Source organism: Veillonella parvula (assembly GCF_024461875.1).
GTDB lineage: Bacteria > Bacillota > Negativicutes > Veillonellales > Veillonellaceae > Veillonella > Veillonella parvula_I.
Window position 1 is genome coordinate 189,009 of record NZ_JANGAL010000001.1, and the last position, 21,166, is coordinate 210,174.

Annotated in this window: 15 protein-coding genes and 1 other RNA gene; all 16 read left to right on the forward strand. The window is 40.0% G+C overall.

Features of this window, described 5'->3' with window-relative positions:
* The first annotated feature begins 25 nt into the window (after nt 1-25).
* The 16 genes from NE668_RS00870 (at nt 26) to dnaG (ending at nt 21,151) form a co-directional block, all read left to right on the forward strand.
* Nucleotides 26-514 carry a Fur family transcriptional regulator gene (locus tag NE668_RS00870; protein WP_004696420.1) on the forward strand — a complete coding sequence of 163 codons (489 nt, stop codon included), beginning with the start codon at nt 26-28 and terminating at the stop codon, nt 512-514.
* On the forward strand, nt 507-1,934 hold the full coding sequence (hemZ, locus tag NE668_RS00875) for a coproporphyrinogen dehydrogenase HemZ (protein ID WP_227037095.1): 1,428 nt from the start codon (nt 507-509) through the stop codon (nt 1,932-1,934). Before NE668_RS00870 ends, hemZ begins: the two co-directional genes overlap by 8 nt.
* Nucleotides 1,934-3,205 carry a histidine--tRNA ligase gene (gene hisS, locus NE668_RS00880; protein WP_156697631.1) on the forward strand — a complete coding sequence of 424 codons (1,272 nt, stop codon included), beginning with the start codon at nt 1,934-1,936 and terminating at the stop codon, nt 3,203-3,205. The genes hemZ and hisS overlap by 1 nt, the downstream gene beginning before the upstream one ends.
* An 8-nt stretch (nt 3,206-3,213) precedes the next feature.
* Nucleotides 3,214-5,019 (forward strand): aspartate--tRNA ligase, encoded by a 1,806-nt coding sequence (gene aspS, locus NE668_RS00885; protein WP_012864577.1) that lies wholly within the window; start codon nt 3,214-3,216, stop codon nt 5,017-5,019.
* 80 nt (nt 5,020-5,099) lie between these two features.
* A non-coding RNA gene (ssrS, locus tag NE668_RS00890) (6S RNA) lies at nt 5,100-5,271 on the forward strand.
* Nucleotides 5,272-5,515: 244 nt separating this feature from the next.
* Nucleotides 5,516-6,817: a replication-associated recombination protein A gene (locus NE668_RS00895; RefSeq protein ID WP_004698739.1), complete on the forward strand. Its 1,302-nt coding sequence runs from the start codon at nt 5,516-5,518 to the stop codon at nt 6,815-6,817.
* Between the two features lie 82 nt (nt 6,818-6,899).
* Nucleotides 6,900-9,644, forward strand: coding sequence for an FtsK/SpoIIIE family DNA translocase (locus tag NE668_RS00900; protein WP_038125475.1), 2,745 nt, complete (start codon nt 6,900-6,902; stop codon nt 9,642-9,644).
* Between the two features lie 48 nt (nt 9,645-9,692).
* Entirely contained in the window at nt 9,693-10,145 is a 453-nt protein-coding gene (locus tag NE668_RS00905; RefSeq protein ID WP_004698676.1) for a helix-turn-helix domain-containing protein, read from the forward strand.
* 39 nt (nt 10,146-10,184) lie between these two features.
* Nucleotides 10,185-12,131: a YgiQ family radical SAM protein gene (locus tag NE668_RS00910; RefSeq protein ID WP_004698698.1), complete on the forward strand. Its 1,947-nt coding sequence runs from the start codon at nt 10,185-10,187 to the stop codon at nt 12,129-12,131.
* Between the two features lie 56 nt (nt 12,132-12,187).
* Nucleotides 12,188-13,225, forward strand: a complete 1,038-nt coding sequence (locus NE668_RS00915; RefSeq protein WP_008601367.1) for an ABC transporter substrate-binding protein — start codon at nt 12,188-12,190, stop codon at nt 13,223-13,225.
* A 55-nt stretch (nt 13,226-13,280) separates the two neighbouring features.
* Complete coding sequence (gene rimO, locus NE668_RS00920) at nt 13,281-14,627, forward strand: 30S ribosomal protein S12 methylthiotransferase RimO (RefSeq protein WP_004696407.1); 1,347 nt, start codon at nt 13,281-13,283, stop codon at nt 14,625-14,627.
* Between the two features lie 37 nt (nt 14,628-14,664).
* Complete coding sequence (locus tag NE668_RS00925; protein ID WP_008714256.1) at nt 14,665-15,912, forward strand: competence/damage-inducible protein A; 1,248 nt, start codon at nt 14,665-14,667, stop codon at nt 15,910-15,912.
* A 4-nt stretch (nt 15,913-15,916) separates the two neighbouring features.
* Complete coding sequence (recA, locus tag NE668_RS00930) at nt 15,917-16,957, forward strand: recombinase RecA (RefSeq protein ID WP_004696404.1); 1,041 nt, start codon at nt 15,917-15,919, stop codon at nt 16,955-16,957.
* 2 nt (nt 16,958-16,959) lie between these two features.
* Nucleotides 16,960-17,403, forward strand: coding sequence for a regulatory protein RecX (locus NE668_RS00935; RefSeq protein WP_004696402.1), 444 nt, complete (start codon nt 16,960-16,962; stop codon nt 17,401-17,403).
* A 118-nt stretch (nt 17,404-17,521) separates the two neighbouring features.
* Nucleotides 17,522-19,123, forward strand: coding sequence for a ribonuclease Y (rny, locus tag NE668_RS00940; protein WP_256195410.1), 1,602 nt, complete (start codon nt 17,522-17,524; stop codon nt 19,121-19,123).
* 255 nt (nt 19,124-19,378) lie between these two features.
* Nucleotides 19,379-21,151 (forward strand): DNA primase, encoded by a 1,773-nt coding sequence (dnaG, locus tag NE668_RS00945; protein ID WP_227037094.1) that lies wholly within the window; start codon nt 19,379-19,381, stop codon nt 21,149-21,151.
* Nucleotides 21,152-21,166: the final 15 nt, after the last annotated feature.

Sequence of the window (21,166 nt, forward strand, 5' to 3'; positions counted from 1 at the left end):
TTTTACAGTCGAGGGGAAATTTATTATGAACACAACATTAGAAAAATTAAAAGAACGCATTAAAGACAAAAAGTACAAATTGACAACTCAACGTCAAACAATTTTGCAAGCATTCATCGATGCTGATGAAAATCACTTGAGTGCTGAAGATGTATATGTTCTTGTAAAAGAGGTGGCACCTGATATCGGGTTGGCAACAATTTACAGAACTCTTGATCTCTTCACAGAACTTGATTTGTTAAAACGTCTTGATTTTGGTGATGGCCGTAATCGCTATGAATTAAATGACGAAGAATTCGCTCATTTCCATCATCATTTGATTTGCGTAAAATGTGGTAAAGTATCTGAGTTTGAAGACGACATGCTTGAAACATTGGAGTCTATTATCGCTAAGAAATTAAACTTCCGTACCATTGATCATCAATTGAAAGTATATGGTTACTGTAGCGATTGCCAAAATCATATGACTGAAGCAGAATTAGAAAAGCTTGAGCGTATGTCCCATCATGGTTAATGGTTATCTATATACGGGGCCATTACCACTTGGCTCCGTAGTAGCTCATAACTGTGGCGCGGCAGGACTCTTTTCTGATAAGGTACATCCAGAGGTTATCCTTGAAGCGCATGAAATGGAAGGGATGTACACATTAACTGTTACTATTGGTGATTCGGTTCAGATTTTTGAAGGACCTGTTTCCTCTATGGGGCGTCGTCAAATTGGACAAGCCTTGTTGCGCTATTTGCGTGAATATCAAGGCTTACCTGCTGAGGCTCCGTGGGGAACCATGGTAGGTGTGCGCCCTACAAAGCTACTACATAAATATATAGATACATATGGCTCTGTCCACGCAGCAACTCGTCACATTCGGGACGAGTTTTCTGTGTCTATAGAAAAGCTTGCTACTTTGGGGGCCATTGGCGAGTATCAACGTCCATTTCTATCTGATACAGATGATAAAAAGGTAAGCCTCTATTGTGGTATTCCTTTCTGTGACACGCGTTGCGTATATTGCTCGTTTCCATATGGTCTCTATCAGGATTATGCTGGTAAAAGTCAATTTCTAAGGGCTTTAACCCGTGATATAGAAGATATGAAAGCTATTATCCAATCTTATAATCTAACCGTAGATACCCTCTATATGGGCGGTGGTACTCCGACAGTGCTAAAGGATGAAGACTTTCACCAGGTTCTAAAACAGTTGTCTCTACTCGTACCAGAAGGTCATGAATTTACTGTAGAGGCAGGACGACCTGATTCTGTTAATCCTACAAAGCTACGTTCCATGCTTGCGCTAGGTGTGAATCGTATTAGCATTAACCCGCAAACAATGCAAGATGATATTTTGCGTCGTATTGGACGCGGCCATAGTGTACGGGATATTGATGAACTTTTACAATATGTAAAAAACAATACATCATTAGCCGTAAATATGGATTTTATTGCAGGCTTGCCTAATCAAACGATGTTAAACATGATAGAGAATATGGATTATGTATGTCAAAATCTGCCGGAAAATGTTACAATTCATACGTTAGCATTAAAACGTGGTAGCCCGTTGTACGATTTACATATGGAAGATGATATTCCTGAAGAACATCTTGTGGCGGAAATGGTACAAGATGGTAAAGAGCGTCTTGAAGCGGCTGGTTATGTGCCATATTATTTATATCGCCAACAATATATGAGAGGGCAGTTAGAGAATATTGGCTATACCTTGCCTGGCAAAGCGTGTGAATATAATATCCAGATTATGGAAGAACGGCAGAGTATTCTATCTATGGGGCCTGGCAGTTCATCCAAGTGGATGCGCGCCCCTGAATATCGTCAACTTAAACAGCATATGCCAAAAGACGTAGATGTTTATCACGAAACGATAGATGCACTTTTAGAGAAACGACATAGAATTTGTGAAAGATTTTGGGAGGTTGTGTAATGGCTATAAGAAAACCAAGAGGTACACAAGACTTTTTGCCAGAACAGATGATACATTGGCATTATATTGAACAACGTATGCGCGAAATTTGTAAAGTATATGGGTTCAATGAAATTCGCACACCTGCCTTTGAAGAAACTAAATTATTCTTACGCGGTATCGGTGAGACTACAGATGTAGTACAAAAAGAGATGTACACCTTTACCACTGGTGATGACGGTGGTTCTAGCTTTACCTTACGCCCTGAAAATACGGCGTCTGCTGTGCGCGCATACTTAGAAAATAAAGTATATGGTAAAGAAGGTCTCACAAAATGGTATTACATGGGCCCTATGTTCCGTCATGATAAACCGCAAGCGGGTCGTTATCGTCAATTCCACCAGTTTGGTGCAGAGGTACTAGGTTCGCAATCTCCAGTGGTAGATAGTGAAGTTATCTGTATGGTTGTACAGTTATTAAAAGACTTTGGCCTTAAAGACCTCAATGTAGAAGTAAACTCCGTAGGTTGCCCAACATGTCGTCCTGTATACCGAGAAAAATTAATCGCTTTCTTTGAACCTAAAAAGGAACAATTATGTAGCGATTGCCAAGAGCGTTTGTACAAAAATCCTTTGCGTATCTTGGACTGCAAAAATGAAACATGCAAATCCTTGTCCGTAGGTGCTCCTGAAATTCACGAACATTTATGTGAAGAGTGTCATGATCATTTTGAAGAATTGAAAACCTATTTAACTGCAGCTAATGTGCAATATACTTTAAATCCTCGTCTCGTACGTGGCCTTGATTACTATACAAAGACAGCCTTTGAGGTACAATATACTCCTTTAGGTGCTCAAAGTGCCGTAGCCGGTGGTGGTCGTTACGATGGTCTCGTAGAAGAGCTCGATGGACCGCATACCCCAGCTATCGGTTTTGCTATGGGCATGGAGCGCTTATTATTAGCTCTTGAAAAACAAAACCTATTGCCTGAACCAACTGTAGAACCATCTGCATTCGTAGTAGCTCTTGGTGATGCGGCTAAGGTAGAGGCTTTCAAAATTTGCCAAAAACTTCGCAGTCTTGATATTCCTGTTGAAATGGACGGGCAGGGCAAAAGTATGAAGGCACAATTAAAATACGCTAACAAAATTAATGCGAAATATGTTATTATATTGGGTGATGATGAATTGGTTCGTAAAGAAGCCATAATTCGATTCATGGATACTAGTGAACAAGAGACTGTATCTCTTGATACAGTGGCTGAACGTATAACTTCTTTGGTGAAAGGATGACAATTAGAATGGAAACAATGCAAGGCTTACACCGTACGCACGGTTGTGGCACCATCTCTGAACAAGAGGTAGGTAAAGAGGTCGTATTATGTGGTTGGGTTGAACGCCGTCGTGACCATGGTGGTTTGATATTCTTAGATTTACGCGATCGTTCTGGCGTAGTACAAGTAGTGGCATCCCCAGATCACAACGTAGAATCGTTCCACAAAGCAGAGGATGTTCGTAATGAATATGTGCTTTGCGTGCGTGGAACTATTACAAAACGTGATGATTCTGCTATTAATCCTAACCTTCCTACAGGTGCATACGAAATGTTCTGTGAAGAGTTGCGCGTATTGAACTCCGCTAAAACTCCTCCTTTCTATATTCAAGATGATATCGATGTAGATGAAAATATTCGTTTGAAATATCGTTACCTTGACTTGCGTCGTCCTGAAATGCAACGTAACTTGATTTTACGTCACAAGGTAACAAAAGCAATGCGCGACTTTTTTGATAGCCGCGATTTCTTGGAAATTGAAACTCCAATGCTTACTAAATCTACGCCAGAGGGCGCTCGTGACTATCTAGTGCCGTCCCGTGTAAATGCTGGTACATTCTATGCGTTGCCACAATCTCCACAAATTTTCAAACAAATCTTGATGGTTGCTGGTTACGAAAAATATTTCCAAATCGTTCGTTGCTTCCGCGATGAAGATTTGCGTGCAGACCGTCAACCTGAGTTCACTCAGCTTGACTTAGAAATGTCCTTCGTTGATGAAGAAGATATTTATGCATTGCTTGAAGAGATGATTGCTCATGTATTTAAAACTGCATTAGGTAAAGAAATTTCTTTGCCTATGCCTCGTATTACATGGGACGAAGCAATGGATAAATACGGCTCTGATAAGCCGGATCTTCGTTTTGATATGGCGTTTACTGATGTAACTGATCTTGTAAAAGATACAGAATTCAAAGTCTTCCGCTCTGTTATCGACAATGGTGGCGTAGTTAAAGGTATCGTTGTGCCTGGTGACGCTGGCATTCCTCGCCGTGAACTTGATGATCTTGTTGAGTATGTAAACCGTTACGGCGCTAAAGGCCTTGCGTGGGCTTGCTTCAATGAAGATGGTTCTATTAAGTCTCAAATCATGAAGTTCTTAGGTGAAGATACAATCCGCAATATTGGTGAAAAAATGGGCGCTAAAGGTGGCGACCTTGTATTGATGATTGCTGATAAACCTGCAACTGTGGCACGTGCATTAGGCGAGTTACGCCTTGAAATGGCACGCCGTATGAACATGATTGACCAAGATAAATTGGCATTCACATGGGTAACTGATTTCCCTATGTTCGAATATAACGAAGACGAAAAACGTTATGTTGCAATGCATCATCCGTTCACAATGCCACGCCATGCGGATCTTGATAAATTAGAATCCGATCCTGGCAGTGTAAAAGCGATTGCTTACGACATGGTATTGAATGGCGTAGAAATCGGTGGCGGTTCCTTGCGTATCTACCAAGCTGACGTACAAGAAAAAGTATTCAAAGCAATTGGTTTGTCTATTGAAGAAGCAAGATCTAAATTCGGCTTCATGCTTGATGCATTCCAATACGGTGCACCTCCTCATGCAGGCTGTGCATTTGGCCTTGATCGTCTTGTTATGTTGATGGCAAAACGTCAATCTATCCGCGACGTAATCGCATTCCCTAAAACTCAATCTGCTTCTGATATCATGAGCCAAGCTCCATCTGAAGTAGAACCTAAGCAATTAAAAGAGTTGCATATTAAACCAGATGTAGAAGAAGAACAAGAGCAATCTTTAGTGTAAAAACATAGGCAAGAATTGATTAAATTTGAAATGTCAAGACTTGTTAATTGCTAATCTTTCTGATACTATTTATGTATAAGATATCCCTGCCATGTGCGTGTGATATCGCAGTTTTGAGCCAACACATTTACTTTGGGAGTCTGAACTCTCGTCTGAACGTTACGCCCTTACGGGACAACTGCAGGATGAGGAGGACACCCACCTGCCCTTGCAGGATCAAAACGCGGTACATTACGGCATGGTGGGGCTTTTTTGCGTGTAAAAATAGACTGAAATATCATATACTATAAATATATCTTTGGTAAGAATTTAAACTTTTTAAAATCTTAAGAGTCCTAAATGTCATAAACGTCATAAATGTCTTGCCAATATTATCAGTGTTACCGAGTTACTGATGTTATTAGGCTTTTATGACGGGGAAGTAATTGTTTTTTGATTGAATAGTTATAGATATGAAAATACGACAGTTAAACTGAGTGAGAATTGAGGTGATAGAATGGATAGTTTGTTTGATATGACACCTACAAATACATACGAGCCGCTTCCTGTACGAATGCGTCCTACTAAACTAGATCATTTATATGGTCAAGAGAAGGCCGTAGGTAAGGGGACTTTCTTGAGAGCTATGGTAGAGAAGGATACAATACCATCTATGCTTTTTTATGGGCCTTGTGGAACGGGTAAGACTACATTAGCCGGAATCATAGCTAAGGTGAGCAATAGTTATTTTGTAAATCTGAATGCTACTAACGCTGGTATTGGTGAGTTGCGTACTATCATTGAAGACGCGCGAAAACGGGTTCGTTCTTTACAGCAACGAACAATTCTATTCCTTGATGAAATCCATCGCTTTAATAAAAGCCAACAAGATGTGTTGTTACCCTGTGTAGAGGATGGTACTATCATTCTTATTGGCGCTACTACAGAGAATCCGTTCTTTGAAGTTAATAGACCACTTTTATCTCGTTTGCGTCTTATTACATTAGAAGCACTTACACCAAAGGCTATCGGTCAAATTTTACGTCGCGCCATTACCGATGAAGAGGTAGGCCTTGGCAAACGCCATCTACAGGTAACCGATGAAGTTCTGGAGGATGTGGGGATTTTCGTCAATGGCGATGGGCGTATGGCTCTCAATATTCTTGAACAAGCAGCAGCTATGGTTCCTGATGAGGGGATGATTACTATTGAAGTTCTCGAAAAGGTCGTAGGTCGTCGCATATATACATACGATAAAAAAGGTGATAGTCATTACGATACAATTTCAGCTTTTATTAAAAGTATGCGTGGCTCCGATGTGCAGGCAACAGTACATTATTTAGCGCGTATGATTGAAGCCGGAGAGGATCCTAACTTCATTGCTCGTCGTATTGTTATTTGTGCAGCAGAGGATGTAGGTCTTGCGGATCCACAAGCTCTCATACTCGCAAATGCAGCAGCTCAAGCGGCTCATATGGTAGGTTTTCCGGAGGCGCGCATTATATTATCTGAGGCTGCGTGCTATGTTGCTCTCGCACCTAAAAGTAATTCTGCTTATGTAGCTATTGATGCCGCGATATCTGATGTGCGACATAAGGATTGTGGACAAGTACCGGATCATTTGAAAGATAGTCACTATAGCGGGGCTAGTAAATTAGGCCATGGGAAAGCTTATAAGTATGCTCATAATTATCCTAATGGATTTGTAAAACAGCAGTATTTACCAACGCCTCTAGTCGATGCAACCTACTATAAGGGCATAAAGAGAGGGACTGAGGAACAGTTACTTCACGACTGGGAGAAACGTTGTAAAAATTAACTTAATATTACGATATATGCTATAATATAATGATAAGTTAATTTACTGTAATGTTATATAAGTAAGGGGTTTGTATAGATTTATGGCAGAAGAAAATACTTCCACCAAAAGACGCAACACACGCCGTAAGCGAACAAGTACAAAACAGCAATCAAAGTCTCAAAGTTTTTCTTTGCGCAGCGAAGTGAAAGGCCTTATTGTCATTGCCTTTGCTGTGATTTCCTTTCTGGGCTTTTTCGGCTTTGAACTCGGCCTTGTAGGACAGATTTTAACAGGTATATTCCGTTATGGCTTTGGCTTAGGGGGGATTATTCCTTGTTTATGTGTTTTCTGGTTAGGTTGGAGATTATTATATAAGGATACATTTATTTCCATTACAAAACGAGGGGTTGTAATGACCTTGTTTTTCCTATTTTTGTTAGCTCTTGTTCCCTTGTGGCGCGTTCCTGAGGGGCAGGAACTCATTACTACACAACTAGCTAATCAAGGTGGTTTCGTAGGTGGTGCAATTGCTACATTCCTTCGTACACTATTAGGTAACCTAGGGGCTATTATTCTTGATGTATTCTTACTCATAGCTTTTGGATTACTGGTGACACGTTTGTCTTTGCGCAGTGGATTACAGAAGGCCGCGGACAAAACACAGGTTGGCCTTGATGTTGCAAAAGAGGTAGCTGCCGAGAAGGTTGCTGTTGCAAAAGAAGTCTTTGAAGATTGGAATGAACAACGTAAAGAAGCGGCAGAACAGCGTAAAGCTTATAACAGGGAAAAAGATACACGCTTTGCTGATGCGGCAGATCAAGCATTAGATGCCCTAGAAAAACAAGGCATTGCTACTGGAAGAGACCTTTTTGACTCTACCACAGCTGTAGATGTTGATCCTATTGAAGATACAGTTACTACTATGGAGTCACAAAGAACTCCTACATCTTGGAAGGAATTGGCTGAGATAGAAGCACGTAATCGTGCGGCTGAGCAATTGGCTAATATATCTGAAGCATCTGGTGATGCTAAGTCTTATGAAGCTGATAATTTTGAACAATTCTCTGATACGCATAGATCTACGAGTGATGATTATGTATATGTTCCAGATGAGGACTATTCATATACACCAGATGAAGAGTATTCAGATGAGGGTGGAACTGTAGAAAACTCTGATGATGAAGAACCAGAATTCTCTTATCAAAATACAACAATAGGACCATTGGAAACGAATCACGGTGCTATTGCCTCCGCTGTGCCAGGAACGGGTGCAGCGGCAAGTTCTGTAAGTGCTGGAGCTGGTATGGCAGGTATGGGGTTACAAGTACCGTCCATTATTAGTACTACAGAAGATACGGCGCAAGTAGCTGTATCTAAAGATGGACAGATTCATCGGTCCTATGATAGACCTTACCATTTCCCAAGCCTAGATATTTTGGCGAAAGGGAAGGGGAGTCAAAACAATGGTGAAGAAGTAGCACAAAATGCGATGATGCTTGAACATGTATTGAGTGACTTTGGTATTACTGCAAAGGTTGTTAATGCTACACAAGGCCCAACTGTTACACGTTATGAAATTGAACCTGCACCAGGCGTGAAAGTGAGTCGTATCGTTAATTTAACAGATGATATTGCCCTCAATTTGGCAGCACAACATATTCGTATGGAGGCTCCGATTCCAGGGAAATCTGCCATCGGTATTGAGGTCCCTAATAAAACGACAGAAGCCGTTCATTTACGCGATGTACTTGATTGCAGTGACTTTAAAGATGCTCGTGGAGGTATTCCTGTCGGCCTTGGTAAGGATATTGCAGGAAAGCCTGTTATTACAGACCTTGCGAAGATGCCTCACTTGCTCGTAGCTGGTACAACTGGCTCTGGTAAATCCGTATGTGTAAATACATTAATTTCTAGTATTCTCTTTAGCCGCAAACCGGAAGAGGTTAAGTTATTATTAATCGACCCTAAGATGGTTGAATTGTCTATTTACAATGGGATTCCGCACTTGATGGCTCCAGTTGTAACGGATATGAAAAAAGCAGCAGCTGTATTGCGTTGGGCCGTTCGTGAAATGGAGGCTCGTTATAAGGCGTTTGCTGCATCTGGTAAACGTGATATCAAGAGCTATAATGAAGCGCATCCTAAGGCTGCTATGCCGCTAATCGTGTTGATTATCGACGAGTTAGCTGATCTTATGATGACGGCTCCTGATGATATTGAAGAATCTATTAGTCGTTTAGCACAAATGGCTCGTGCTGCAGGTATTCACATGGTTCTTGCTACGCAGCGGCCATCTGTTAACGTTATTACCGGTTCTATCAAGGCCAATGTGCCAAGTCGTATTTCCTTTGCTGTAGGCTCTCAAATTGACTCTCGTACCATTCTTGATATGGCAGGAGCAGAGAAACTATTGGGTAAAGGGGATATGTTATTTGCTCCGATTGGTGCTAATAAACCTATTCGTGTACAAGGGGCCTTCATTTCTGATGATGAGGTAGAAAAACTTGTAGAGTTTGTGAAAGCTCAACGAGAACCAGAATATGATAATACGGTAACTCAAGAAGTGGAAAAGGAAGCTGAAAAAGAATCTTCTGATAATAATGATGTTTACCGCGATGAATTATTAGAGCGAGCTGTCAATCTCGTTATGGAATCTGGTCAAGCTTCCGTATCGATGTTGCAACGTCGTTTCCGTATAGGTTACACCCGTGCGGCACGTCTTGTAGATACAATGGAAGACCTTAAAATCGTTGGCCCTAGCATGGGCAGTAAGGCTCGAGAAATTTTAATGAGCCCTGAACAAGCTAAGGCTAGATATTTCTCCGATTCTAATGATGAGCAATAATTAGCTAATTACTATATGAATATTACGTAGATTTAGAAAGGAACGAAAATGGCTGAATTAGGCGAAGAATTACGACGTGAACGGGTAAGACGTAATCTAACCTTTAAAGATGTGGAGCAAGTGCTGCACATTAAAACAACCTATTTAGAGGCTATCGAAGATGGTAACTATGATATCATTCCTGGTCAAGTCTACGTAAAAGGTTTTATTCGAAACTATGGTAACTACTTAGATCTTGATGGGGATCGCTTGGTGAAAGTATATCAGGGCCAAGTAGGAGACATAGATACCTTTTCTTTACGTTCTGTTACAAGACGGAAGGCTCAAGCAACTCCTAATTTGGTACAAAGTGAGTTTGTTGAATATCAAACATCTAAAAAGCGTATGTCCTTAGAAACGCGTCAACGAAAACGTCAACGCTCTATTGTACAAGAACGCATTATTTTAGGGATTATTTTAGTTTGCATGGCATTATTTTTACTATGGTTATTCCTGTTCTAGTATCTGATTAGGCATGATAGAAAGGCATTTACACAATCAATGGATAGATTTTTAGTAACAGAACCTTCGGATATGAAGGAACGTGGTTGGGCTGAATTAGATTTCGTTCTCATCAGTGGGGACGCTTATGTGGACCATCCATCCTTTGCGCCTGCAGTTATCGGTAGATACTTGGAATCCAAAGGTTATCGTGTAGGCATTATAGATCAACCAGATTGGAATGATGTAGAGGCTTTTAAAAAACTAGGTAAACCACGTCTAGCATCCCTTGTTACGGCAGGGAATTTAGATTCAATGCTTAATAAATTTACGGCAGCAAAGAAAGTTCGCCGTCAAGATGATTATTCTCCAGGTGGTGAGTCAGGTCATCGTCCAGATCGTGCTACCTTGGTATATGCTAACCGTATGAAGGAGGCTTACAGTGATGTACCTCTTATCATTGGTGGTATAGAAGCGTCTTTGCGTCGCTTTGGTCATTATGACTATTGGTCAGATACGGTGCGTCGATCCATCTTAGTAGATTCTAAGGCCGATGTACTCGTCTATGGCATGGGAGAACTTCAAATTGTTGAACTAGCTGATGCCTTAGATCAGGGGCGATTTAAAGAGTCTTTGCCATCTATACGTGGCATTTGCTACATGGCAAAGGAAATTCCAACTATTGACTATGTAGAGTGCCCATCGTATGAAGCTATTAAGGCGGATAAGATGGATTTTGCCGATGCATTCCGCATTCAATACGATGAACAAGATCCGTTCTATGGACGTATTGTAGTCCAAAAGCATGGTGATAGATATCTCATTCAGAACACGCCTGCCTTGCCATTGACACAGGAGGAAATGGACGGTGTCTATAACTTGCCATATACTCGAAAGTGGCATCCTAAATACGATGATAAGGGTGGTGTGCCAGCATTAAGCGAAGTTCAATTTAGCCTTGTGAGCCAACGAGGTTGCTTTGGCAGTTGTTCTTTCTGTGCTATTACTAATCACCAAGGGCGTATCATCCAGAATCGTAGTCATGAGTCTTTGATTGAAGAAGCTCACATGATGATCAAGATGGACAACTTTAAAGGGTATATTCATGATGTAGGGGGCCCTACGGCAAACTTCCGCCATCTAGCTTGCGATAAACAAGCTGTCTATGGTGCGTGTAAAGGTCGTACTTGTGCGGCTCCAGAGCCTTGTGAAAACTTGAATACAAATCATGATGACTATATTGCTTTACTACGTAAATTACGTAAACTAAAAGGTGTAAAAAAGGTATTTGTTCGTTCTGGTTTGCGTTATGACTATGTACTGGCCGATAACAATAAAGACTTTGTGCGGGAACTTTGTGAGTTTCACGTAAGTGGGCAGCTAAAGGTAGCTCCAGAACATGTATCTAAACGGGTTACCAATATGATGGGGAAAGCTGGTAAAGAAGAATTCCTAACCTTTAAGTCTTGGTTTGAAGAGGCAAATAAAAAGCTTGGTAAGAAACAATACTTAGTACCGTACTTTATGAGCTCTCATCCCGGTTGTGCCCTAGAGGATGCTATTGAATTAGCGGAATTTTTACGAGATCACCATATGTACCCAGAGCAAGTACAGGATTTTATTCCTACGCCGGGTAGCCTTTCTACTTGTATGTATTATACGGGCATTAATCCACTAGATGGAAAACCTGTATATGTTGCTAAAAAGGGTAGAGATAAAGCAAAACAGCGCGCATTGATGCAGTTTAAAAATATTGAAAACTATGACCTTGTTAAAGAGGCTCTCATAGAAGCCAATCGACGTGATTTAATTGGCTTTGGCCCAGAATGTTTAATTCCACCCCGACCAATTGGTGGAAATTCTAAGCGTATTAGCCAATCTAGTAAATCTCGTAATGGCAAACGAGGTTGCGAATCTAGGAATCGATGCCAGACTGGAAAAAGGCGTAGTAGAGATGTGACTAAAGTTCGTACATCTAATAAAAGTTTTGGTGGTCGTTACATGTAGGGAGTAGCTCTAGCTACTCTCATTTTAAGATACTTTATGTCTTATGGGAGGCATATATGAAACGATGGATTGCTCCGAGCATCTTAGCATTATTTGTGGTAGGAATGTTGATCTATGGCATAAACTTTTACCAACAAGAACAAATAGAACAGGCCAAAGAGCCTATTCGTGGTGAAATTATAGTCTATACGGACTTACCTAATACTTTGACAGCTATGCTTGCTGAGCGTTATGAAGAGGAACAAAAGGTAAAAGTCACTGTAATGCCTCTTACAGAGGAACAAATGTCACAACGGTCGGCTTCTACAGTGGCTGATACTTCTGGTGATTTGGTGCTAACTTCTGAAGATAATCTCGTAATTGGTGCCAATGCAGGTAAATATATGCCCATCGTCAATGAACGTATTGACGAGGTACGTGATAATCTAAAGGATCCAAATGGCTATTGGGTTGGTATTTGGTATGATCCCATCGTATTTGTTCAGAATGATACCTTCCATAATGGCATTGGTAAATATATTACTACATGGGATACATTGGGAAAACAAGGTGATTGGTCTATCGTTATGACCGATTTTGTAGCATCTCAGAATGCGGCCAATTTGCTATATAATATGGTAGAGTATAAAGGGGAACCAGAGGCTCTTGAATACTTATATAGTTTGAAGCCCCATGTGGTTCAACATGCTAAATTTTTGTCTACTCCAATACGCCTAACTGCGCTAGGGGAGACAAATATTGGTATTGGTAACTTGTCTGATGCGGCGCAATATAGTCATCATGGGTATCCAATTAAGATCATTTATCCTAAAGATGGTACGTCTTATTATGTGACTGGTGCTGCCGTTTTAAAAAATTCAAAACATAAAGCAGATAGTGTAGAGTTTATTAATTGGTTACTATCTTCTAAAACGGCGAAATATATGGTAGAAAAGAATTTTACTTATATATTTACTAATCCTGAGATGGATGAGCCAAAAGATTCTATGGGGCATGATTTAGTATTATGGCCTGTGAATGGTGGCTATACTCTAGAAGGTAAAAAGTTACTATTAAATCATTGGGTTAGTCAAGTACGATTCCGTAAGGACTAAGTCAGTTGTATAAATGAAATAAATAAAAAAGAATCTAGTGACGAAAGGATATAGAATGGGGAAAAAATTAGGATATGTTAGCCTAGGTTGTGCTAAAAATTTAGTAGATACAGAGGTAATGTTAGGCTTATTGAGAGATAATGGCTATTCGATTACAGAAGACTTAAGCGAAGCAGATCTTATCGTTGTAAATACCTGTACTTTTATTGAAAAAGCTAAGGCTGAGTCTATAAATACCATCCTTGAGGTTGCCCAATATAAGGAGGATGGTACTTGTAAGGGCCTTATCGTAGCAGGTTGTCTTAGCCAACAATATCAGGATGAATTATTCCAAGAAATTCCTGAAATTGATGCATTAATCGGTACCGGTGCATGGGATCAAGTTATGGTAGCCGTTGATGCTATTGAGCACGGCAATCGCAGTTGTATCATGGAAAATATTACGAATATCTATGATGAGCGCATGCCTCGTATTCAAACAACACCTCGTTATAGTGCATATGTAAAAATTGCAGAAGGCTGTAATAACGGGTGTACATTCTGTATTATTCCTAAGGTACGCGGTGCATTCCGTAGTCGTACTATTGAGTCTATTAAGGCTGAAGTGGAACGATTGGCTGCGACCGGGGTTAAGGAAGTTGTCCTTATCGCTCAAGATACAACGAGCTATGGTATCGACCTTAATGCTGGCAAACCATTATTGACGACATTGTTAAAAGAATTAACAACTGTAGAAGGCATAGAATGGATTCGCATGCTATACCTATATCCGACATTTTTCTCTGATGAATTGTTAGATATTATTGTTAATGAGCCAAAGCTTTGTAAATATGTAGATATTCCATTGCAACATGTTAATAACGATATTTTGAAACAAATGAATCGCCGAGACGATCGCAATGATATTGAGCGCTTGCTTAAGAAGATTAGAAATGCACCGACTCATATTACATTGCGCACCTCTATCATCGTTGGATTTCCTGGTGAAACAGATGAACAATTTGAGGAACTTTGTGACTTTGTAAAAGAAATCAAATTCGATAATATGGGCGTATTTACGTATTCTCAAGAAGATGGTACACCAGCTGGTGCTCGTGAAGACCAAATACCAGAAGAGGTCAAAGAAGAGCGTTATCACGTTCTTATGTCCATCCAAGCTGCTATCTCTGAAGAGAACAATCGCAATTTAGAAGGTACCATTGATTATGCTATGGTAGAGGAAATCGAAGAAGGCGAGAATAACACATTGCTTGCAAAAGGTCGATTGAAATCTCAAGCACCTGATGTAGATGGTAATATGTACATTGAAGACTGCGGTGAAGACATTCAACCTGGTGATATTCTTAAGGTACAAGTAGAGCAAGGCTTTGCTTATGATGTAGTAGCTACGGTTGTAGAATAATACACAGTTCGATACATTCGATTGTGGAGGTGATCTGATGATTGTAGAACTTATTTCTACAGGTTCAGAATTATTGCTAGGTGATACAGTAAATACGAATGTATCTTGGCTAGCACAAGAGTTAAATAAATTAGGATATACCATTGCCCATCAATCGGTGGTAGGTGATAATCCGAAACGAATGGCTGAAGTTTTTCAGCTCGCTAGTACAAGGGCTGATATCGTTATTAGTACTGGTGGGCTAGGACCAACGCAGGGCGACATTACACGTAATGTACTTGCCGATTCAATTGGCAGACCTATTGTGTTTAATCAAGAGGCCATGAACGAGCTTGAAAGATTCTTTAAAAGTGTAAACCGTACTATACCCGATGCGAGTCGGCGAGAAGCACAATTACCAAAAGGGGCAAAGGTATTATATAACCCTGTTGGAGTTGCTCCAGGTGTAGTCGTTGAAGATGGCGACACTACGTACATACTTTTACCTGGACCTCCTGGAGAAATGAAGGGCGTGTTCCAAGAGAGCGTAGTTCCTTATTTAAATGGCCGATTTGGTTCTCAAGGTGTTGTTACATCCTATCGTTATGGCGTATATGATATTCGTGAAATTGATTTAGAAAGCACCTTGATGGATCTAATTAAGAAGCAATCTAATCCGACCATTGCTTTACTCATTAAAAAAGGCTACATTGAGGTTCGTATCACTGCTAAGGCTGAAACATTAGAAGCGGCACAAGACCTACTTAATCCTTGGGATGCAATCATACGAGAACGCTTAGGCTCTCGCATAGGGCGCAACTTAACAATTTCTATGGAGGAAACATTAGGTCGAACCTTGTTAGAGGAACATAGTACTATTAGTACTGCTGAATCATGTACATCAGGATTGGTTGGTAAGCTTCTTACTAATGTCAGTGGTAGTAGTGAGTACTATATGGGTGGTGTCATTTCGTATAGTAATGATGTGAAACATCGTGTTTTAGGTGTACCACAAGATATGTTAGATACATATGGCGCTGTTAGTGAACAAGTGGCTAAGGCTATGGCAGAGGGGGCACGAACTGTTGGCCAAACAACATATGCTGTTTCTACGACAGGCATAGCTGGTCCTGGAGGTGGTACTCGAGAAAAGCCTGTTGGTCTTGTATGGTTTGGTGTTACTGGTCCATATGGCACAGTGGCCCATAAAGCTAATTTAATTGGCAATCGAGAAGATATTAGACAAAGTGCGGCAGAACTAGCACTATACTATGTTTATACTTATATAACAGAAAAGGGGAAATAAAATAATGGCTGTAGATGGCAGACAAGCAGCGTTGGATAACGCGTTAAAACAAATTGAAAAAGATTTTGGTAAAGGTGCTATTATGCGTCTTGGTGAAGCGGCAGATCGCATGAATGTAGAGGTGATTTCCTCTGGTTCTCTTGCTATCGATATTGCTGTTGGTGTAGGTGGATTCCCTCGTGGTCGTGTAATTGAAATCTACGGTCCAGAATCTTCTGGTAAAACAACAGTCGCTCTTCACGCTGTAGCAGAAGCTCAAAAACAAGGTGGTATTGCAGCATTTATTGATGCGGAACATGCGATGGATCCTGTATATGCTCGCAACTTGGGGGTAGACATCAATAATTTGTTGATTTCTCAACCAGATAATGGAGAACAAGCTCTAGAAATTACAGAAGCTCTTGTTCGCAGTGGTGCAGTAGATATTGTTGTAGTTGACTCCGTAGCGGCTTTGGTTCCTAAAGCGGAAATCGATGGCGAAATGGGCGATGCTCACGTAGGCTTACAAGCTCGTTTGATGAGTAAAGCTTTGCGCAAATTGACTGGTATCATCAGTAAATCCAAAACAGTTGTTATCTTCATCAACCAATTGCGTGAAAAAGTAGGTGTTATGTTCGGTAATCCTGAAACAACGACTGGTGGTCGTGCGTTGAAATTCTATTCTTCCGTACGACTTGATGTTCGTAAAGGGGAATTAATTAAAGCAAACAACGAAAATGTTGGCGCTCGAACAAAAGTCAAAGTTGTCAAAAATAAGGTGGCACCTCCATTTAAGACAGCTGAATTTGATTTGATGTATGGCGAAGGTATCTCTAAAACTGGCACACTTATTGATATTGGTACAAATATGGAAATTATTAATAAATCTGGTGCTTGGTACTCCTATAATGGGGAACGTATGGGGCAAGGTAAGGAAGCGGCTAAACAATACTTGTTAGAGAATCCACAAATAGCTGATGAAATCGATCGCATTATTCGTGATACATTGGCTGTTGGCACTGAAGAAATCGATGTAATTGGTGAAGAAGTAACTGAAGAAGTATAATCATGAGTGACGAAACGATGCAAGCTGCTATGGATCAAGCGTATCGCTTCCTAGCTCAGCGCTTCCTTAGTTCTTATGAGCTGACGCAAAAAATGAGACGTAAACAATTCGAGGACCCTATCATTGAGAGGGTCCTTGAGCGCCTTAAAGATTATGATTACATTAATGATGAACGTTTATCTGAGCAGGTATTAGCCTATTTGATGAAAGAACAGAAATACGGTGCTTATATGATTAAGCAAAAAATGAAACTTCGAGGACTTGCGATTCCTCAAGAAATTTCTGCTTATGATGAGGTAAAAGCTGCTTATCGGGTGGTAGAAAAAAAATTTGGATCTATTCTCAATGAAGAGAAGACTCCTCGGGTAAAAGTTTTTAGTTTTCTCAAATACAGGGGGTTCTCAACAAGCACAATTCAAGTTGTATGCAATGATTTTTATGAATAAATTCTGCTTTTTGAGAGGCCTTGGTAGGCTTGTAAAATCTTGACAGAAAGGGCTTTGAAGTCTAAAATTAATAATAGCCTTATTTATTTATATGATGATATGGCTAATTGATAATTTAATGCATAAAGGGCATAAAAAGGATCATGAAAGCTCAATTTTGAGAAATAAAAAGGAGGTGAAAGAAATTTTAGAGTATAGTCTAATTGCAGTGGTAATGGTACTGATTGGACTAGGGGTAGGCTATTTTTTAAGAAAAAATATTGCTGAAGGAAAACTGAATCAAGCTGAACAAGAGGCTGCTCGCATCATTGCAAATGGTGAACGCACAGCTGAGTCTAAAAAGAAAGAAGCTTTATTAGAAGCGAAAGAAGAAATTCATAAGCTCCGTTCTGATGTAGAACGAGAAAATAAAGATCGTCGTTCTGAACTTCAACGTATGGAACGTCGTATTCTTCAGAAAGAAGAATCTTTGGATAAAAAATTAGACAATATTGAGCACAAAGAGGAAGCTTTACATCGCAAAGAAGCTGACTTAGCCCAAAGCCGTGAAAAGGTAGAAGCTTTGTATGAAAAACAAATGGCAGAATTGGAACGTATTTCTGGCATGACGTTCGAAGAAGCAAAAAATATCTTGTTAACGAATGTGGAACAAGAAATCCGTCATGAAACGGCGATTATGGTTAAGGAAATGGAGCAGCAAGCTAAGGATGAAGCGGAGAAAAAAGCGAAAGAAATTATCTCCTCTGCTATCCAACGTTGTGCAGCTGACCATGTAGCGGAAACTACCGTATCCGTAGTGGCATTGCCTAATGATGAAATGAAGGGGCGCATTATCGGTCGTGAGGGCCGTAACATTCGTGCACTCGAAACATTAACAGGTATTGATTTGATTATCGATGACACACCAGAAGCAGTTATTCTTTCCGGCTTCGATCCAATTCGTCGTGAAGTGGCTCGTATTGCGCTGGAAAAATTGATTGTAGATGGTCGTATCCATCCAGCTCGTATTGAAGAAATGGTTGGTAAAGCTCGTAAAGAGGTGGACCAAACTATTAAAGAGGCTGGTGAACAAGCGACATTTGAAGCTGATGTTCATGGCTTACATCCTGAAATTGTTAAGATTTTAGGCCGTTTGAAATATCGTACTAGTTATGGTCAAAACGTATTGAAACATTCCATTGAAGTATCTCATTTAGCAGGTTTAATGGCAGCTGAACTAGGCTGTGATGTAACTTTGGCTAAACGAGGTGGTTTGATTCATGATATTGGTAAAGCATTAGACCGTGAACTTGAAGGTTCTCATGTTCAAATCGGTGTTGATGTGGCTCGTAAATATCGTGAAAGTGCAGCAGTAATTAACTGTATTGGTGCTCATCATGGTGATGAAGAGTTCCAAACTGTAGAAGCTGTATTAGTAGCTGCCGCTGATGCTATCTCCGCTGCCCGTCCAGGAGCACGTCGAGAAACATTAGAAAACTACTTAAAACGTTTATCTAAATTGGAAGAAATCGCTGAATCCTTCGAAGGCGTTGAAAAATGTTTTGCTATTCAAGCCGGTCGTGAGATTCGCGTTGTAGTAAAACCGGATAAGATTGATGAAGCTGAGTCTACATTACTTGTTCGGAATATCGTAAAACGCATCGAGTCAGAACTTGAATATCCAGGCCAAATTAAGGTCGTAATTATTCGTGAAACTCGCGTTGTGGATTACGCAAAATAATATGCTATAAGCGATAAGTATAGGCTGCAATGTTTTCATTGCAGCCTATTGTTATCAAAGTTTCGGTAATTATATATTGCTATATACGGCGTATAGGAATCATCATTTACATTGTGTTGTAGATGATGATTCCTATGATTCGTATCAAGTTATTTATACTTTTTTAATAATTTAATTGATTAAAATGCTTTACAAATAGAGGATTTTTTATTTGTATATAGAATTAATATATATATGGGGAAGGAGGCGTTGGCTATGAGCCGATATTTTGAAAATGAGTTGATTGAACAAATCAAAGATGCTAATGATATCGTGTCAGTTGTATCCGAGCATGTAGCCTTAAAGAAACGCGGCAAGAACTATTGGGGTTGTTGTCCATTTCATAATGAAAAAACGCCATCCTTTAGTGTAGCCCCTGAAAAGGGTTTTTATTATTGCTTTGGGTGCCATGCATCAGGAAATGCTATTAAATTTCTTATGGAATTAGAGCATTTAACTTTTGTAGAAGCCCTAGAGCGGCTAGCTAATCGAGCTAATATTCCATTGCCAGAGGCGAAACTTTCACCTGAACAAAGAGCTAGAGATGAAAGGCGCAAAAAACTGTATGAAGCTTCTGATTTAGCGGCTACCTTTTTCCATAACTGTCTCACTCAAACGTCTATTGGTAAAGTGGGATTAGATTATTTGAAAAAGCGAGGGCTCACACAAGAGACCATAGAAACATTTAAGCTTGGTTTTGCTCCTGATGGTTGGGATAAGTTATATCGTGCCTTTCATGAGCGTGGCATTGATGATTCCATTCTTTTAGAGTTGAATCTTGTCCGAAAGAACCAAAAGGGTCAATTTTATGACTTCTTCAGAAATAGAATTATGTTCCCCATTATGGATGGTAAAGGGCGAGTAGTTGCTTTTGGTGGGCGCGTTATGGATGATAGTACACCAAAATATTTAAACTCTCCAGAGTCATCAATCTTTGAAAAAGGTAAACTCTTATTTGCCTTTGATAAGGCTTATAAATCTATTCGTGAGGAAAAACAAGCTATTCTTGTAGAAGGCTATATGGATGTTATATCCGCTCATAATCATGGTGTTACTAATGTAGTCGCATCATTGGGGACTGCTTATACAAGAGATCATGGGCATATCTTGATGAGGCAAGCTGAAGAAATCGTGTTAGCTTATGATATGGATGGTGCTGGTCGTCAAGCGGCTGCTAGGGCTATTGAGTTATTGCAAAATACGGATTTTAAGGTGCGTGTCCTTGCTATGCCAGACGGCAAAGATCCAGATGATTATGTGCGTAATCATGGGGGACAGGCATTTAAGGAGTTAGTTGCTAAAGCTGTTAAACCTCTTGATTATCTATTAAGTGAGTCTTTGATTAAACACGATACAAATGATACAGAAGGGAAGCAGGCTGTTATGGCAGATGTTTTCCCATATATTGCAAATATAGATAGTCAAACACAGAGAGATGATGCTTTAAAAACATTGGCATTGCCATTATGGCTTGATAATAGTACTATTTTTAGATACTTTAGAGATTATGTGAAAAAAGGACAAATTGAATTAGTGGATACTGCATCAACACCTTTGCCAATACAGGACTTACCAAAGGGGGATGCGGAAAAATTATTGTCCTTAGCTTTCACAGATGGCGAAGTATTACAACATATGATGAGCTATTTGCCATTAGAGGACTTTGAAAAAATTGAATATCGAGGTATAATAGAAAAGCTATTCACCTTGTATAAGTCCGAAGGTCGTCTAGATGAAACTGCAATTCAATCTGTTTTATCTTCTCAAGAATACGATATTTACTCTAGGTTGGTCGTCATGAGTGACGATGAATATAAGGTACAAGTGCCTGCATTAATCCGCAAGATAAGGCTCCATTCATTGCGTGAACAGTATAAAGCGCATTCAATTATGGCGGATCAATTAAAACGAGCAGGAGATTCGACGTTTATTAGCGAATTACATAAGTGTCAGGAAATACAGAATTTAATTAGAGAATGGTCTAAGTAAATCATTAATGGTTAA

Bases quoted from the DNA above. Each gene is read 5' to 3' on its own strand.
- NE668_RS00870 (WP_004696420.1), top strand. From the start codon at position 26: ATGAACACAACATTAGAAAAATTAAAAGAACGCATTAAAGACAAAAAG.
- hemZ (WP_227037095.1), top strand. From the start codon at position 507: ATGGTTAATGGTTATCTATATACGGGGCCATTACCACTTGGCTCCGTA.
- dnaG (WP_227037094.1), top strand. From the start codon at position 19,379: ATGAGCCGATATTTTGAAAATGAGTTGATTGAACAAATCAAAGATGCT.
- NE668_RS00925 (WP_008714256.1), top strand. From the start codon at position 14,665: ATGATTGTAGAACTTATTTCTACAGGTTCAGAATTATTGCTAGGTGAT.
- NE668_RS00905 (WP_004698676.1), top strand. From the start codon at position 9,693: ATGGCTGAATTAGGCGAAGAATTACGACGTGAACGGGTAAGACGTAAT.
- NE668_RS00900 (WP_038125475.1), top strand. From the start codon at position 6,900: ATGGCAGAAGAAAATACTTCCACCAAAAGACGCAACACACGCCGTAAG.
- aspS (WP_012864577.1), top strand. From the start codon at position 3,214: ATGGAAACAATGCAAGGCTTACACCGTACGCACGGTTGTGGCACCATC.
- rny (WP_256195410.1), top strand. From the start codon at position 17,522: ATGCATAAAGGGCATAAAAAGGATCATGAAAGCTCAATTTTGAGAAAT.
- recA (WP_004696404.1), top strand. From the start codon at position 15,917: ATGGCTGTAGATGGCAGACAAGCAGCGTTGGATAACGCGTTAAAACAA.
- NE668_RS00910 (WP_004698698.1), top strand. From the start codon at position 10,185: ATGGATAGATTTTTAGTAACAGAACCTTCGGATATGAAGGAACGTGGT.
- NE668_RS00915 (WP_008601367.1), top strand. From the start codon at position 12,188: ATGAAACGATGGATTGCTCCGAGCATCTTAGCATTATTTGTGGTAGGA.
- NE668_RS00935 (WP_004696402.1), top strand. From the start codon at position 16,960: ATGAGTGACGAAACGATGCAAGCTGCTATGGATCAAGCGTATCGCTTC.
- NE668_RS00895 (WP_004698739.1), top strand. From the start codon at position 5,516: ATGGATAGTTTGTTTGATATGACACCTACAAATACATACGAGCCGCTT.
- rimO (WP_004696407.1), top strand. From the start codon at position 13,281: ATGGGGAAAAAATTAGGATATGTTAGCCTAGGTTGTGCTAAAAATTTA.
- hisS (WP_156697631.1), top strand. From the start codon at position 1,934: ATGGCTATAAGAAAACCAAGAGGTACACAAGACTTTTTGCCAGAACAG.